The organism is Serratia sp. 3ACOL1 (assembly GCF_003668775.1).
Lineage (GTDB): Bacteria > Pseudomonadota > Gammaproteobacteria > Enterobacterales > Enterobacteriaceae > Chania > Chania fonticola.
The window spans coordinates 2,985,509-3,001,324 of the sequence record NZ_CP033055.1; the positions used below are offsets into that span (position 1 = coordinate 2,985,509).

13 protein-coding genes are annotated in these 15,816 nt (G+C 55.2%); 1 reads left to right on the forward strand and 12 read right to left on the reverse strand.

Features of this window, described 5'->3' with window-relative positions; all coding sequences use genetic code 11:
• Positions 1-87: 87 nt before the first annotated feature.
• Both D9980_RS13420 and D9980_RS13425 read right to left on the reverse strand, forming a co-directional pair.
• Positions 88-2,451 carry a glycoside hydrolase family 31 protein gene (locus D9980_RS13420; protein WP_121607561.1) on the reverse strand — a complete coding sequence of 788 codons (2,364 nt, stop codon included), beginning with the start codon at positions 2,449-2,451 and terminating at the stop codon, positions 88-90.
• 11 nt (positions 2,452-2,462) lie between these two features.
• Positions 2,463-3,770 (reverse strand): MFS transporter, encoded by a 1,308-nt coding sequence (locus D9980_RS13425; RefSeq protein WP_024484230.1) that lies wholly within the window; start codon positions 3,768-3,770, stop codon positions 2,463-2,465.
• A 349-nt stretch (positions 3,771-4,119) separates the two neighbouring features.
• On the opposite strand from D9980_RS13425, the gene D9980_RS13430 reads away from it, so the two are divergent.
• The gene (locus D9980_RS13430; protein ID WP_121607562.1) at positions 4,120-5,202 is read left to right on the forward strand and encodes a LacI family DNA-binding transcriptional regulator; all 1,083 of its coding nucleotides are present in this window, start codon (positions 4,120-4,122) and stop codon (positions 5,200-5,202) included.
• Positions 5,203-5,204: 2 nt separating this feature from the next.
• On the opposite strand, the gene D9980_RS13435 is transcribed toward D9980_RS13430, so the two are convergent.
• The 10 genes from D9980_RS13435 to D9980_RS13480 all read right to left on the reverse strand — a co-directional run bounded on the left by D9980_RS13435 (position 5,205) and on the right by D9980_RS13480 (position 15,691).
• A complete protein-coding gene (locus D9980_RS13435) occupies positions 5,205-5,429 on the reverse strand; it encodes a zinc ribbon domain-containing protein (protein ID WP_024484232.1) in 225 nt (74 codons plus the stop codon).
• A 13-nt stretch (positions 5,430-5,442) separates the two neighbouring features.
• The gene (locus D9980_RS13440; RefSeq protein ID WP_121607563.1) at positions 5,443-6,399 is read right to left on the reverse strand and encodes an AEC family transporter; all 957 of its coding nucleotides are present in this window, start codon (positions 6,397-6,399) and stop codon (positions 5,443-5,445) included.
• A 104-nt stretch (positions 6,400-6,503) separates the two neighbouring features.
• Complete coding sequence (gene der, locus D9980_RS13445) at positions 6,504-7,991, reverse strand: ribosome biogenesis GTPase Der (RefSeq protein WP_024484234.1); 1,488 nt, start codon at positions 7,989-7,991, stop codon at positions 6,504-6,506.
• Between the two features lie 302 nt (positions 7,992-8,293).
• Positions 8,294-9,475 (reverse strand): outer membrane protein assembly factor BamB, encoded by a 1,182-nt coding sequence (gene bamB, locus D9980_RS13450; RefSeq protein ID WP_065686604.1) that lies wholly within the window; start codon positions 9,473-9,475, stop codon positions 8,294-8,296.
• Positions 9,476-9,486: 11 nt separating this feature from the next.
• Positions 9,487-10,107: a YfgM family protein gene (locus tag D9980_RS13455; protein WP_024484236.1), complete on the reverse strand. Its 621-nt coding sequence runs from the start codon at positions 10,105-10,107 to the stop codon at positions 9,487-9,489.
• 13 nt (positions 10,108-10,120) lie between these two features.
• The gene (gene hisS, locus D9980_RS13460; protein ID WP_121607564.1) at positions 10,121-11,395 is read right to left on the reverse strand and encodes a histidine--tRNA ligase; all 1,275 of its coding nucleotides are present in this window, start codon (positions 11,393-11,395) and stop codon (positions 10,121-10,123) included.
• A gap of 121 nt (positions 11,396-11,516) precedes the next feature.
• Positions 11,517-12,638 (reverse strand): flavodoxin-dependent (E)-4-hydroxy-3-methylbut-2-enyl-diphosphate synthase, encoded by a 1,122-nt coding sequence (gene ispG, locus D9980_RS13465; RefSeq protein ID WP_024484238.1) that lies wholly within the window; start codon positions 12,636-12,638, stop codon positions 11,517-11,519.
• A gap of 47 nt (positions 12,639-12,685) precedes the next feature.
• Positions 12,686-13,666 carry a cytoskeleton protein RodZ gene (rodZ, locus tag D9980_RS13470; RefSeq protein ID WP_024484239.1) on the reverse strand — a complete coding sequence of 327 codons (981 nt, stop codon included), beginning with the start codon at positions 13,664-13,666 and terminating at the stop codon, positions 12,686-12,688.
• Positions 13,656-14,405, reverse strand: a complete 750-nt coding sequence (gene pilW, locus D9980_RS13475) for a type IV pilus biogenesis/stability protein PilW (RefSeq protein ID WP_021807187.1) — start codon at positions 14,403-14,405, stop codon at positions 13,656-13,658. Before pilW ends, rodZ begins: the two co-directional genes overlap by 11 nt.
• A gap of 98 nt (positions 14,406-14,503) precedes the next feature.
• The gene (locus D9980_RS13480) at positions 14,504-15,691 is read right to left on the reverse strand and encodes a bifunctional tRNA (adenosine(37)-C2)-methyltransferase TrmG/ribosomal RNA large subunit methyltransferase RlmN (RefSeq protein WP_024484240.1); all 1,188 of its coding nucleotides are present in this window, start codon (positions 15,689-15,691) and stop codon (positions 14,504-14,506) included.
• Positions 15,692-15,816 lie beyond the last annotated feature (125 nt).

Genomic DNA, 15,816 nt, shown 5'->3' on the forward strand with positions numbered 1-15,816 from the left:
GCTGATCGACTTCTTCTTTTTTAGGCAAAACTTCATCCAGTTTGATACTTCCCCAACCCTCTGCAGAGGGTTGGGATATGGCATTAGTCACAGCACATAGCTATCACAACAAACCCCATTCACCCACAGCTCGCGAGTCTCGCCTGCTGGCAACACAATGTTCAGCGCCTGCCACGTCGGTTTGAAATGTCCTTCGTGGGTGAAGGTCAGTTCGATGCGCTGATTGTCACTCACCGCCTCCCAGCGGAGCCACAGCGCATTATTCTGCTGCCAGCCATGGCTTTCCCCATCGTCTTCAAACAGCAGGCCTGAGGACCATCCGCAGCCCTTGGTGGGGAACAGCCGCAGTTCACGGCGATCGTCTGCCGCATTGTCTACATGCCCCAACCGTTGTGACATCGGGAGCCCGGCCCCAGCGCGTACCAGCAACGGCAAGCGCTCCAGCGGTGCCTCCAGCACTATGCTCTGGCCACCGCCGTACCATTGGCCGCTATAGAAGCAGTACCAGCCATCAACGTTATCCGGCAGGTAGACTTCACGCTGGCGCTGCCCCTGCTCCACCACGCTGGCCACCAGTAGGTCGCGGCCAATCAGGAAATCATCGGTTTCTCCGAAGGTGTGCTCATCATGTTCATGGTCGAGGAAGGTTGGCCGCAGCATCGGCTCATCATCATGGCTTGCCTGCCACAGCAGCGTGTAGAAGTACGGCATCAGCCGATAACGCAGGTTGATAGCATCACGGATCATCGGCGTAGCCGCCGGGTACATCCAGGGTTCATTGACGGTAGCGTCATCATTCCAGGAATGGATGGTAAAGCGCGGGTGCATGACCCCGTTTTGTACCCAACGTACCAACAGTTCCGCGTCCGGTTTATCGCCGGAGAAACCGCCCACATCGTGCCCAACGTTAAACAACCCGGACAGGCTCATCCCCACCCCCATACGAGTGTTGTAGCGCAAGGTTTGCCAACTGGTGCGGTTGTCCCCACTCCAGGTTTGCACATAGCGCTGCATACCGGCGCAGCCGGAGCGCGAGATCAAATAAGGCCGCAGGTTCGGCGCAAAACGCTGCTGTGCTTCAAGTGAGGCACGCATCATCAGCAACGGCATCACCGGGCGAATATGCTTGATGGCAATCGGCTTGCCAAAACCGTGGCAGCGCGCTTCTCCATCCCACACTTCATACTCGTTGTTATCATTCCAGGTGGAGTCAATCCCCATTTCCAGCAGTTGCTCCGTCACCCCCTGCTGCCACCAGCGCACCGCTGCCGGGTTGGTGAAGTCGAGATGCGACCCTTCGTCATCCCAGAAGCTGGAACGTTCCGGGCCGTCGCTTTGCGAATCGCGGATAAACAAGCCAAGTTCCGCCACCTGCTGATATTTGGGATGATCCTGCAACAGGCAGGGTTTGATATTCGCCGCCAGCTTCAGCCCTGCATCGTGAAAGGCTTGGCTAAGCTGTTTAGGCTGCGGCACCTTGTCGTAGTTCCAGTTGAAGACGTAACGTTTGTTATTGATCGAGGTATAGCCGGAAGAGAGCTGGAACGAATCGCACGGGATGGCGTGCTGACGGCACAGTTGGATGAACTGCTGCAACTGCTGCTGGGCATCCGGCGCGTCGGTGTAATGCATCGTCGATCCGCTGTAACCCAGGCTCCACTTCGGCCCAAAATGGGTTTTACCGGTCAGGCGCACGAAGGCTTTGGTGACGTCGAGCACCTTTGGCCCCAGGAACAGATAGTAATCCAGATCGCCCGCCTCGGCCTGATAGCGGCGATAGGCCAGATGGTAGTTGTCGATCTCATTACCCAAATCCAGCCAGCAGCTGCTCAGGTTGTCATAGAACAGGCCAAAGCTGACCTCTTCCCGGCGCGTGATGGTAAAAGGGATATGCTTGTAGAGCGGATCGGTGCTGGCGGCGTTGTAGCCCATCGCGTCCAGGTTACGCATTTCAAAGCGGCGACCAGTTCGCTCCAGATCGCCCGCTTTTTCACCTAACCCATAGTAACGTTCGCCCTGATGGCGGCGCTGATAGTGCGCCACGCCGTCGCCGTGCGCATTAAGCAGATAGGCACTGGTTGGGCGATCCGCAGCCAGTGGTAGCCATTCCCCCGCCGCATTGCAGTATTCCCATTCCAGCCATAGCGGCTGATGTATCGTCACGCGCAGCTGCGGGGTCGCGACCGTCAAACTGTCTGCCTGCTGGCTAAGTTGATAGCCCGGCAGGCCAAAACCGGCGACGCTGAGGCGATCCCGTCCTTCCCAAGGCACATCCTCTTGCGGGGCGATACTCCAGGTGCGATCCAGTGCCAGTTCGCCGTGGCGTTTAATCAGCACGCGGAACAGATTGTTTTCCAACACGTACAAGCAGAACAGGTGTTGCTCGTCCACCAGCAGTTCAACACGGTCGGCATATTGCCCAGCCAGCGTCCAGTTTTTTAACGTTTTCATAATTATCCAACTTACACAGTAGGTGAAGGTTTTTTGCCGCGCTCGGCGATCAAACCGATCAGGAACATCGCACCAATCAGATCGAAGAAGCCCATGGCGACGAAGAGCGGGTTGAAGCCGACGGTGTCGGAAACGGCACCAATCAACAGCGTGAACAGGAAACTGGCGATCCAGGCGCTGGAGCCGCGCATACCGTTTACCGTCGCCATCTGGTTTTTATCGAAGGATTCCACTACCAGTGCGCTCAACATGCACGAGATCACCTGGTGTCCAAAGCCACCAATGGAGATCAGCGCGATCGCGATGTAGGGATCTTTGGTGATCGCGACAAACGCCAGCGATACCATCATGAAGGCTCCGGTCACCGAGCTGGCCACCACCGAGTTCACGCGGGAACAGCCGAACCATTTGCGATACAGCGTAGTGAGATAACCACTGGCGACGCTGCCGATATCCGCCGCCAGGAACGGCAGCCAGGCAAACATGGCGATCTGTTTGAGATCCATGCCGCGCTCGGTGGCCAAGTAAAGCGGCACCCAGAAGCTGAATACTGCCCAAGCCGGTTCAGCCAGAAACGCTGGGATGGCGATACCGTAGAATTTTTTGTTTTTGCACAGGATCGCCAACGATTTAAAGAACGGCAGCTTCGGCAGTACCGGTTCATTATCCTCGTTGATCAGATCAAACTCCTTTTGGCTCAGGTTCGGGTGCTGTTGCGGCGAGTGGTAAAACACCCACCACAACACCACCCAGATCAGCGCCAGAGCACCGGAGAACAAAAATGCCCCCTGCCAGCCGAAGGAAACGTGGGCAATCACAATGATCGGCGGAGCCAACATCGCGCCTATCGAGAAGCCAACCCCTGCCCAGCCAGCAGCAATCGGCCGTTCTTTTTTCGGGAACCAGTCAGAAATCGCTTTGGCGTTAGCCGGGGTAGCCGCCGCTTCAGCTGCACCCATGAAGAAACGCAGGATCGCCAGTTGCAACCAACTGCCCGCGCCAGCATGCATCATGCATACCACCGCCCAGATGCTGGCACAAACCAGGAACCCCATCTTCAGACCGATGACGTCTATCAGCCAACCGCAGATCGGTTGGAACAGGGTATAAGCCAGTTGGAAGGAGGCGACCACCCAGGAATATTGCTCGGTGGTCATGTTGAGGCTGGTTTTCAGCTCAGGTGCCAGAATCCCCAGCGAGTTGCGGGTAATGTAGTTAACCGTGACGCCCAATAGGAACAGGGCCAACATCCACCAGCGCAACGATTTGAATTTACGGCGGCTGCTGGCGACTACCGTTTGATTGATTTCTACACTCATCTTGATCTCCGCGGCGACCATACGCCTTTTTGGTAGGGCAACTCTTGCTAACGGAGGTGTTAACAGCGTTATTTGTGACGCCGGCCACAAATACAACGTCAATGCTGCGACAACCCTATGATTTAATGTTGTTTTACTTGTATTCCATCCAATAAATTGGACTGATAAATCTATAAAATTGGTGTACCAACGCAGACTAACCAGCGGAGAGTGCGAGTGAAATGGCGAATTTTGCAAAAATTTTCATACGACAGTTAAAATTTCGCCGTTATAGCCATAGAGAGCCGTCTGAAAGATAGATATACGCCGTGAAAATATTCTCACGACCGAATTTGAAGGAGATCACAAAATGAACGGAAAGCTGAAAATACAGGAAATTGCACGCCAAACCGGCCTTTCTATCAGCACCGTTTCACGCGTGTTGGCCGGGAAAGCCAACACCAGCGCCGAGGCGCGGCAACGGGTGCTGGCCTGCGCACAGCAAAACGGTATTTTGCAGGGGCTTTCTAACGGCAGGCTGATGTTGAACAACGTGATGGTATTTGCCCCGCAGCGCGCTTTTGATGTCCGCACCGATATTTTCTACTACAAGGTGATCCAGGGGATAACCACCGCACTGGCGCAACATGATGTCAGGATCCGCTACTGCGGGTTAGAGGAGCAACACAGCGATAGCATGCTGTTTGTGGAAAAGATGAGCGATCCGTTAACCGAAGCCGTGCTGATCATCGGTATTGATGACGAGCATATCCATACGCTGGCCGCCGATCTGAACAAGCCCTGCATTCTGATTAACTGCACCGATCGCCAGATGCGGCTAGACAGCGTCTCCCCCGACCATCAACTGATTGGGGAGTATTCCGCCAACTATCTGTTGCAACAGGGCCACAGCCGTATCCTCAATCTGCAATGTCTGCGGCGCAATACCATGGAGCTGCGGCTGGCGGGGATCAAACAGGCCTATATGCAGCACAATATTCCCTTCGATGATCGCCAGCATCTGGTCACCACTTCCGGTTTCGGCAGCGAAGAAGCCGAGCAGGCCATCACGGCCTTTATCAACAGCGTTACCGATCGGGCACAATTGCCGACGGCGATCCTGGCAGGGGGGGACTATATGGCGGTGGGTGCCGTCAATGCGCTAAAGAAAATGCACATCAGCGTGCCGGGACATATTTCGGTGATGAGTACGGATGGTTTTAATCTGGCGGAGATCCACGACGTGCCGCTGACCTCGGTTCACGTTCCTCGTGATGAGCTGGGTGCAGAGGCCATCGCTCTATTGCAGCGCCGTATGCTGCGCCCGGATGCGCCACCCAGCAATATGCTGTTGCACGGGCGCTTGGCGGTACGGGCCTCGGTTAAACGCCTCAGCCAAAACAAGGTGTCGCCAGCGGTCAGCACGCACGACCATCGGCTCTATGATGCATGAGGTCATTCCACCGGTTGATAGCTGAACTTCACCCGCTTTTTGGAGATCAGCCCGTGGCCATGCTGGCAAAGATAATCCACGGCGCCACAGGCTTTCAGTTCTTGCAACGGTTGCCCGCAGTCGGGGCACTCAGCAAGCTGCCGGTAATCGCTGTTGCAGCCGTCACAATGATAGTGGCCATTCACCCAGCTCATCGGCTGGGCACAAACCGGACATAAGGCGTCCATCTTTCCTCCTGGTTTAAATCACGCCCCACGAGCGCAAGAAAGAGATCCCCAACGCGGTGGTAAAGAAGGATCCCACCGTGGTGATCGCAATAATATTGGCGGCCAACGTCGCGTTGCCCCCCATGGCACGCGTCATCACATAGCTGCCGGAGGCGGTTGGCGTCGCCGAGAACATAAAAATAATGCCGAGCGTAGCGCCCTCGAAACCGCAAAGCCAACCCCCAAACGTCATCAACACCGGTACCAAAAACAGTTTAGCCGACGACGACAACGCCGCGACGTTGGAAGAGCGGAACATGGCTCGCAGATCGAGGCTGGCCCCGGTACACAGCAAGGCCAGCGGTAGTGACAGGCCTGAGATATAGCTGCCGGTCTGCTTGAGCACTGGCGCAATCCCCAGCCCGGTCTGCGCATAGGCCAGACCACTCAGCAGCCCCAAGATCAGCGGATTAGTCACGATACTGCGCAGCAATGACAGATGTTTGATCTTCTGCCCGTTGCCGCCTTGTAGGCTACGCGTCAGGGTGATGACCGACAGCACGTTAAACAGGATCACCGTCACGGTCAGATACAGCGAGGCAATCGCGACGCCCTCATCGCCGTAGGCGGTCATGGCATAAGCCAGGCCGACAATCGCGGTATTCGCCCGGAATCCCCCCTGCACGAACACACCACGCTCGCGTGGTTCTTTCACCAGCCACTTGGCTGCGATCTCCAGCAACAGGAAGGTCACAATCGTCCCTACTGCACCGTAGATCACCAGAGCAAAATTATCGCGCAGTTGCGGGTGGTTAGTGGCAATGCTGAAGAACAACAGGCAGGGCAACGCCAGATTAAATACCAGCTTGGTGGCCCCATCGATAAAGCGATCGTCCATCAGCCGCCAGTGGCGCAGCAGGATCCCCAGCAGCATCATCAATAAGTTGGGTACGGTGACGCTAAAGGCAAAACTCCAGGTTTCCCAGGACATGAGGTTCCTTTGCAGGGTCGGTGAAGAAGTGAGATTGGCAGATAATAGAACGGTTTAAGCAGGATAAAAATAGGGCGCGGTATCAATTCCACGCCCTACGATTGTTATTTTGACTTCTTCAGGTGGCTCATCAAGCGCTTGCGCTTGCGCATCTGGTTTGGCGTCAAGGTGTTGCGCTTACCCGCAAACGGGTTCTCGCCCTCTTTGAACTGGATACGGATCGGCGTCCCCATCACCTTGAGTGAACGACGGAAGTAGTTCATCAGGTAACGTTTGTAGGAGTCTGCCAGATCGGACACCTGGTTACCGTGGATCACCACGATAGGCGGGTTATAACCCCCTGCGTGTGCGTATTTCAGCTTCACGCGGCGGCCACGCACCAACGGCGGCTGATGGTCTTCGGCAGCCATCTGCATGATCTTGGTAAGCATCGAGGTGTTTACGCGACGAGTAGCACACTCATAGGCTTCGTTCACAGATTCGAACAGGTTACCCACACCGCTGCCGTGCAGCGCAGAGATAAAGTGCACACGCGCGAAATCGACAAAGCCCAGGCGTAGATCGAGCATCTCTTTGACGTGATCGCGATCTTCCTCACTCATGCCGTCCCACTTGTTGACCGCAATCACCAGTGAGCGCCCACTATTGAGGATAAAGCCCAGCAGCGACAGATCCTGATCGGAAATGCCTTCGCGGGCGTCGACCACCAACAACACTACGTTGGCATCTTCGATCGCCTGCAGCGTTTTGATCACCGAGAATTTCTCTACGGTTTCGGTAACCTTGCCGCGCTTGCGCACCCCGGCGGTGTCGATCAGCACGTATTCGCGCTCGTCACGCACCATCGGAATGTAAATGCTGTCGCGAGTCGTGCCTGGCATGTCAAACACAACGACACGCTCTTCGCCGAGGATACGGTTAGTGAGCGTCGACTTACCTACGTTAGGGCGGCCAACGATCGCCAGTTTGATCGGCAGATCCTGCGGGTTGAAGTCGTCTTCCGGATCTTCATATTCACCGTCTTCCAGCTCACCGCTCTGCTCGGCCCAATAGGCGGCATTGGCTTCTTCTTCGGTCAGCTCGACTTCTTCCGGTTTTGCCGGGATAAATGGCACCAGCACGTGCTCAATCAGCTGCGTGACGCCACGGCCATGGGAAGCGGCAATCGCATAGACGTCGCCCAGGCCCAAGGAATAGAAATCTGCCGTCGCGGTGTCCGGATCCATGCCATCGGTTTTGTTGGCAACCAGGAACGTCGCCTTCTGGCGATTACGCAGGTGCTGGGCAATCCCCTGATCGGCAGGCATCAACCCGGCACGGGCATCGACCATAAACAGGACAATATCGGCCTCTTCGATCGCCAGCAGCGACTGACCAGCCATGCGCGTTTCAACGCCATCTTCCGTCCCGTCAATACCCCCGGTATCGACGATAATAAATTCGTTGCCCTCAACTTCAGCACGACCATACTTGCGGTCTCGCGTTAGCCCGGGGAAATCCGCCACCAGCGCATCGCGCGTCTGTGTTAAACGGTTAAACAAGGTGGATTTACCGACATTCGGGCGCCCGACCAGCGCAACGACAGGTATCATGTTGAAGCCTCATTACTTAATAATCAATGCGTTACTATGCAGCGCAATAGACAGCAGCGGCATAGCTTAAAAATACGAAACGGCCCCTGATAGCAGGAGCCGTTATCCCATTACCCGTCGTCTTTCAAGCTGCAGCGTTGTTACCTGCACTATCTCACCCCGGTCACTTACCCAAAAGTAAGCTCCCGGGGATGAGATAGCTTGGCGCCTAGCTGCAACTCGAAATCCATAGGGTAAGACCTATCAAACGGCGTGTAGTAAATATCACTAACCGCAATTTGCGATCTACTGAGTAAAAACTGTTAGCGAGTGAAGGCGTAAACCTTGCCGCCACGCGCCTGGATCAGCAGTTTGTCACCGGCCACAATTGGCGCGGACAGAAAGCCGGAGCTATCCACTTTCTGCTGAGCCACAAAACGGCCATCGGTGGTATTGATCCAATGCAGATAACCTTCGGCATCGCCGACGACCAAGTAGCCGTTATACAGCGTTGGTGCAGTCAGGTTACGGTGCAACAGATCGCTCTGGCGCCACAGGTTAACGCCACCTTCGGTATTCATCGCCACTACACGGTCATTCTGATCGACCACATAGATACGGCCTGCGTCGACGATAAAGTCGTTCACCGAGCCCATATCACGTTTCCACATGATTTGGCCGGAGCGCAGATCCAGCGCCGCCATGTTGCCATTGTAACCCAAGGCATAGACCACGTTGTCAATAATCACCGGCGTGGTATCTACGTCATTCAGGCGGTCGATCTCGGTTGCACCGCTTGGCTGGGAAATACGCTGCTGCCAGATCAACTGGCCCTGCTGCATCAACACAGCGCTGACGCGACCGTTGTCACCGCCAACTACCGCTGCACCAAAGGCCGTTGCCGGAGCAGACTCACCACGCAGTGACAGTGAAGGGATATCCAGGTTGACCGTCCACTTGATGGCACCATCAGACTCGTTCAACGCTTGCAGCTGACCGTTGGTGGTATGGATCAGCACCAGCCCCTCGGCGACCACAGGACGGGAAATCGCTTCACCCGCAACCTTGGTTTGCCAGGCGACTTTACCGTCTTCGGTATTCAGCGCATATACAACCGCTTTCTCACTGCCAACGTACACGTTGGAACCAGACACCGTCAGGCCGCCAGACAGCAGCGCAGGCAGGTTACTGGAGAAGAAACCGGTTTTCTCTGAGAGATCGGCCTTCCATTTTTCTTTCCCGTCGGCCAGGTCCATCGCTTTCACCGTACCGCGACGATCGGCAGCATAAACCGTGCTGTCCTGATAAGCCGGGCGCAGGTGAGAGTAGTACTCGCCAATGCCATCACCGACCGACGTGCTCCACGCTTTGTTCGGCGTGAACTGATTTTCAACCGTTGGCAGCGGCGACATGGTAACCACGTCTTCTTCGCCACTAAACAGCGAGCAACCACTCAACAAAGTCACGGAAACCAGTCCGACCAAGAGTGTTTTACGCAATTGCATGGGAATTCCCCTTAGCTGGACAAGTTATTCAATTTCATGCGCATCACTGCCGCAAGCGCCTGAGAAGCATTGGATTCGATGCCTTTGCTGTAAGCTTCGCGTGCACCTTTGCTGTCGCCTTTGGCCAACAGCACGTCGCCGCGTACGTCTTGCATCATTGCCATCCAACCTTCGCCTTTCACGCCATCCAGCGTTTTCAGCGCTTCATCCAGCTTTTTCTCTTGCATCTGAATACGAGCCAGACGCAGGTTTACCAACGCCAGCAGGTTTTCATCTTTGGCATGGCCCTGTGCCACCACCAATTGTTGTTCTGCCTTGGCAAAATCACCTTGTTCTGCAAAGTGTTTAGCCAAATCCAGAGCCGCGAACACGCCGTAGCTGTTGTCGTTCGCCTGGATAAACTTCTCTGCCGTTGCCACGTCTTCGGCTTTACCCGATGCCAGGGCAACGTCAACCTGTTGATAAGACTGTGAGGCAGCCATCATGCTGGAGGTCTGGTTGCTCTGCCAATAGCGCCAACCAACCAGGGCACCAATACCGAGCACCACACCCACAACCAAAGCTTTACCGTTTTCGGCAAAAAAGTTGCGCACGGCGTCAAGCTGTTCGTTTTCAGTGGTATAGACTTCCACGGTGTCCTTCTCCTTAACCTAACATCAAAGCCAGACGCGCAGCGACTTCGCTTTGCGCCAGCGTTTCTTGTTCACCACTGCGCAGGTCTTTAATCACTACCTGCTGTGCTGCGACTTCGTTCTCACCCAGGATCAGGGCGATACGCGCGCCCCACTTGTCCGCACGGGTGATCTGCTTTTTAAAGTTGCCGCCGCCATAGTTGGTCATCAATTTAATCTGCGGCGCAGCATCACGAACCTGCTCTGCCAGCAACATGGCCGCACTCTGGGTACCCGCACCGCTCGATATGACGTACACGTCGATGGTGGCCGGTGCCTTGAAGTCCGGATTAACCGCCTGAACCAGCAGTACCAGACGCTCCAGCCCCATGGCAAAACCCACGCCAGAGGTAGCGCGCCCACCCAGTTGCTCAACCAGGCCGTCGTAACGGCCACCGGCACACACGGTGCCCTGAGCGCCCAGGCTGGTGGTGACCCACTCAAACACCGTGCGATTGTAATAATCCAGGCCGCGCACCAGGCGCTCGTTAACGGTATATGGGATACCGGCCTGAGCTAAAAGTTCACACAACCCGGCAAAGTGGGCTTTGGACTCTTCATCCAGATAGTCGGAAAGACGCGGCGCATCATTAAGCAGGGTTTGCACTTCTGGATTTTTAGAATCCAGCACGCGCAGTGGGTTGCTGTACATGCGGCGCTTGCAGTCTTCGTCGAGTTTTTCCTGATGCTGTTCCAGGAAAGCCACCAGAGCGTCACGATAGTTGGCGCGAGCTTCCAGTGAACCAATGGAGTTCAGTTCCAGATTGACGTGTTCGGCAATACCCAGGGCTTTCCACCAGCGGGCGGTCAGCAGGATCAGCTCGGCGTCAATATCAGGACCTTGCAGGCCAAATACCTCTGCGCCTAACTGATGGAACTGGCGGTAACGGCCTTTTTGCGGACGTTCATAACGGAACATCGGGCCGATATACCACAGACGCTGTTCCTGATTGTACAGCAGACCATGTTCGATACCGGCGCGTACGCAGCCAGCCGTTCCTTCCGGGCGCAGCGTCAGGCTTTCGCCGTTGCGGTCCTCGAAGGTATACATCTCTTTTTCCACGACGTCGGTCACTTCACCGATGGCGCGCTTAAATAACGGGGTCTGCTCTACAATCGGCAACCGGATTTCGCTATAGCCATAGCCGCTCAGCACCTGCTTGAGTGTGCCTTCAATACGCTGCCACAGTGCCGTTTCTTCCGGCAGGTAATCGTTCATGCCGCGAATGGCTTGAATGTTTTTTGCCACGTGAGTTCTCTGTCCGTTTATATAAAATGGATCCGATTATAGGGACTTTGCCACCCGCTATTCAACGCAGATGCGCAATCCAGTCCTCGGATTATCAATCAGCGGGCCAATAGCCGCCGACTTATTCTTCCAGAAGATTGATCGAAATGCGCTTGGACTCGTCCATCATGGCCGCTTTGGCCCGGATCTTCGCTTCCAACTGGTCAATCATCTGTTCGTTATCAAAACGCTCTTTCTGGCGCACGCCGTCTTCGTAGAAGCCACTCTTCTTGTGCCCACCGGTTACCCCAATGGTAGACACCAGGGCTTCGCCCGGCCCGTTCACCACGCAACCGATAATGGACACATCCATCGGGGTGATGAGATCTTCCAGGCGTTGTTCCAACGCATTGACGGTGCCAATGACGTCAAACTCCTGACGTGAACAGGTTGGGCAGGCAATGAAGTTGATGCCACGGGCGCGGATGCGCAAGGACTTCAGGATATCAAAGCCAACTTTCACTTCTTCAACCGGATCCGCCGCCAGCGAAATGCGCAGCGTATCGCCGATCCCTTCCGACAGCAGCATGCCCAAGCCAATGGCTGATTTCACTGAGCCACTGCGTGCTCCGCCCGCCTCGGTGATGCCAAGATGCAAGGGTTGGTCAATACGGGCAGCCAGCAGCCGGTAGGACTGCACGGCCAGGAACACGTCGGACGCTTTTACGCTCACCTTGAACTGGTCAAAGTTGAGACGGTCCAGAATATCCACGTGACGCATGGCGGATTCCAGCAGCGCTTCCGGCGTAGGTTCGCCGTACTTTTCCTGAATATCTTTTTCCAACGAGCCGCCGTTAACGCCGATGCGGATCGGGATATTTTTGTCACGCGCACAATCAACCACTGAACGGATGCGAGATTCGTTACCAATGTTGCCTGGGTTGATACGCAGGCAGTCAACGCCGTATTCGGCAACCTGCAACGCAATGCGGTAATCGAAATGGATATCGGCCACCAGCGGTACGTTGACCTGCTGCTTGATCAGCCGAAACGCCTCGGCGGCGTCCATGGTGGGAACGGAAACGCGAACGATATCAACCCCCACGCGCTCCAGAGCCCGGATCTGATTAACCGTCGCTTCGACATCGGTGGTACGGGTGTTGGTCATCGATTGCACGGCAATCGGCGCTCCATCGCCTATAGGCACGTTACCGACGTAAATACGGGTAGATTTGCGACGGTTAATGGGAGCTTGGTTATGCATCAGTTACTCTCCACTGCTGCTCAGACATAACGACAATAGCCGCGCAATTACTGCGCGGCAACGGTCAGACGAGCAACACGGTTTGACTTGACAAACCGGCTTAAATCGACCGGTTTACCCTGGAATTGGACCTGTACCGAAGCCGGTGCGCCAAGGGTCAGTTTAAACGGTGCCTTGCCAGCCAGATTCAGCCGGGAACCGCTTTTCTGGATGCCGCTGACCAAGGATTTCCCCGTCGCGTCAACCACTTGTACCCAGCAGTCGCCGGAAAAATCCATCACCAGCCCGTTGGCATCAGCCTCAGAAGCACTGACACCAGCAGCACCGGTAGGCAACTGAGCCTGGGCGACTGGCGCAGTCGATGTCGCATCCGGGATAGTAGCCTGGCTTGGTGCTACCACCGCAGGCTGTTGAGCCGCCTGAGGGTCAAGCACAACCGGAACCTGTTGAGTCGTAGCAGCGTTATTGGTTGACGGCGCAGGGCTGTTGTCTGGAACAACTGCCGATGCGCCATTATCCGCGTTACCGTCGGTCAATGGCACTGGCTGGCCTTCACCATGCTGAGACAGCTGTGCGGAAGATTGATCCGCCATGGTGGCGATCTCTTCCTGCTGAGCCTTGTGATTCTGCCACCACCAGGCACCGGTCAAACCCACGACCACAAACACAATCAGCCAGGTAAAGCTCATCAGCCAGCCATCACGCTTTTTACGGCGCTTACCCAAAGAGAAGCTCTGCATTTGAGCCACTTTCGCCGCTCTCACCGGTGCCTGTTTTTCCATCATCGGCAACAGTTCATCTTCTGGTAAATGCACCAGCTTGGCATAGGAACGGATATAACCACGCACGAACGTTGAAGCCAGATCGGCAGACATATTGTCGTCTTCAATGTCGCGCACGGTAGACATTTTTAGGCACAGGCGTTCAGCCACGGCCTGTTGACTCAGCCCGAGTTGTTCACGAGCCTGGCGCAGGCGTTGACCTGTTGTCATAGATACGGTTTTATCTTGGGAATCTTCAGTATTCATTAGCTAAGAACTGCTGGTACTGTTTGGATTGTGGAAAACTTCGCGCTAGCTGTTTGCCATAGCGTTGAACGCTATCCTGACGGCCCGCTAACGCGGCGAAACGAATCTGTAGCCATAGACTGTCGGCACTCGCCGGCAGAACATGTTGATAACTGTCCAATAAAAGTTGCGACTGCGCGCGCTTCCCTTCTCCAAATTGCTTTTCTGCTTCCACTAGCAGCGGAGCCCCCTTGTCCGGATCGATCTTCAGCGCTCGCGTTAATAACTTACGAGCTTCATCATTTTGACCGGCCTTGAGGAAACAGTAACCTGCGTTTTCCAGACTGTCGGCAACCTGGCCATATTCTGGCGCCAGTGCCGCAGCGCTAAACTGCTGTTGGGCCGGTACATACTGCCCTAAACTACAGAGAAACGCACCGTAATTATTCAATACGGTACCGTTACCCGGTGCAAGTTTAAGCGCTTGCTGATAACGCTGTTCAGCGGCGGCGTTATCACCGATCCGCTGATTGTAGAGTGCCATGCCCAATTGGGTACGATAATCCTGTGGGGCCGCATCGACCGCTTTTTGCAGATTCTGCCTGGCAGCCGGTAGATCGCCCTGGTTCAGATACTCCAGACCCAGTTGCAACCGGGTCTGGCCTGCCGCCACCGCTGGCCCGTCGTTATCGGGTTGCGAGCTGGAACAGCCCGCCAGCAAACTGGCCGCCAATAATACACCCCACAGTTTCAGCTTCATGCTTGCACTCATTTCCTTATCCGATGTTACCCGATCGCCTGAAGGATTGCTGCTCACATAACAGGCTGTTAGATAACAAAAAAATCATGCTATAGGATTCAGACCGCTCGTACGTTGATAGGTTCCCCGGCCATTTTCTTTTTCAGGGTACGCTTGGTACGATCGATCACCTCTCCCGCCAACTGCCCACAGGCAGCATCGATGTCATCGCCACGGGTTTTACGAACAATAGTCGTAAAGCCGTATTCCATCAACACCTTGGAGAAACGGTCGACGCGGCTGTTGGAGCTGCGGCCATAAGGTGCCCCAGGGAACGGGTTCCATGGGATCAGGTTGATCTTGCACGGCGTATCTTTCAGCACTTCCGCCAGTTGGTGCGCATCGTCGGTGCTGTCGTTGATGTGATCCAGCATCACGTACTCAACGGTGACCCGCCCTTGGTTAGCATTGGATTTTTCCAGATAACGGCGAACCGCCGCCAGGAAGGTTTCAATATTGTACTTGCGGTTGATCGGCACGATCTCGTCGCGGATCTTGTCGTTAGGCGCATGCAGCGAAATGGCCAGGGCCACATCGATCATATCGCCCAATTTGTCCAAAGCGGGTACGACACCGGAGGTAGACAAGGTAACGCGGCGCTTGGACAGACCAAAACCAAAGTCATCCAGCATGATTTCCATCGCTGGCACCACGTTGGTCAGGTTAAGCAACGGCTCACCCATGCCCATCATCACCACGTTGGTGATAGGACGTTGGCCGGTGACCTTGATGGCACCCAGGATTTTAGCAGCACGCCAAACCTGGCCGATGATTTCCGAGACGCGCAGGTTGCGGTTAAAGCCCTGCTGAGCCGTGGAACAGAATTTGCACTCCAGTGCGCAGCCTACCTGTGAAGACACGCACAGGGTGGCGCGATCGCCATCTGGGATATAGACGGTTTCGACCTGTTGATCGCCCACCTTGATGGCCCACTTGATGGTGCCATCGGCCGAACGCTGCTCTTCTGCAACTTCCGGCGCACGGATTTCCGCCACGCGCTGTAATTTATTGCGCAGCACCTTGTTGATGTCGGTCATCTGCTCAAAATCGTCGCAGCAATAGTGATACATCCACTTCATCACCTGATCGGCGCGGAAAGGTTTTTCACCCATGTTGGCGAAGAATTCGCGCAATTGCTGACGGTTCAAATCCAGCAGGTTGATTTTGGCGGTAGCCGGTTGTTCCGTTTGCACGGTCAGGGAATTATTTTCAGACAAGGTATGCTCGGGCGCGATGGGTTCTAACATAATGATCTCTTAGCCTCGTTATTACACGTTATGGCTTGAAGGAGTGTGTAGGGGCGCTGCATGCTGCGCCCATGTTCTCTGCGGCGAAGCGATTCGCCCCATTAGTTTGGCAAAACTAACGGAAA

Excerpts from the sequence above, each read along its gene's own strand:
- D9980_RS13435 (WP_024484232.1), bottom strand. The coding sequence starts at position 5,429 with ATGGACGCCTTATGTCCGGTTTGTGCCCAGCCGATGAGCTGGGTGAAT.
- rodZ (WP_024484239.1), bottom strand. The coding sequence starts at position 13,666 with ATGAATACTGAAGATTCCCAAGATAAAACCGTATCTATGACAACAGGT.
- der (WP_024484234.1), bottom strand. The coding sequence starts at position 7,991 with ATGATACCTGTCGTTGCGCTGGTCGGGCGCCCGAATGTCGGTAAATCC.
- D9980_RS13440 (WP_121607563.1), bottom strand. The coding sequence starts at position 6,399 with ATGTCCTGGGAAACCTGGAGTTTTGCCTTTAGCGTCACCGTACCCAAC.
- pilW (WP_021807187.1), bottom strand. The coding sequence starts at position 14,405 with ATGAAGCTGAAACTGTGGGGTGTATTATTGGCGGCCAGTTTGCTGGCG.
- D9980_RS13430 (WP_121607562.1), top strand. The coding sequence starts at position 4,120 with ATGAACGGAAAGCTGAAAATACAGGAAATTGCACGCCAAACCGGCCTT.
- D9980_RS13480 (WP_024484240.1), bottom strand. The coding sequence starts at position 15,691 with ATGTTAGAACCCATCGCGCCCGAGCATACCTTGTCTGAAAATAATTCC.
- bamB (WP_065686604.1), bottom strand. The coding sequence starts at position 9,475 with ATGCAATTGCGTAAAACACTCTTGGTCGGACTGGTTTCCGTGACTTTG.
- D9980_RS13425 (WP_024484230.1), bottom strand. The coding sequence starts at position 3,770 with ATGAGTGTAGAAATCAATCAAACGGTAGTCGCCAGCAGCCGCCGTAAA.
- D9980_RS13420 (WP_121607561.1), bottom strand. The coding sequence starts at position 2,451 with ATGAAAACGTTAAAAAACTGGACGCTGGCTGGGCAATATGCCGACCGT.
- ispG (WP_024484238.1), bottom strand. The coding sequence starts at position 12,638 with ATGCATAACCAAGCTCCCATTAACCGTCGCAAATCTACCCGTATTTAC.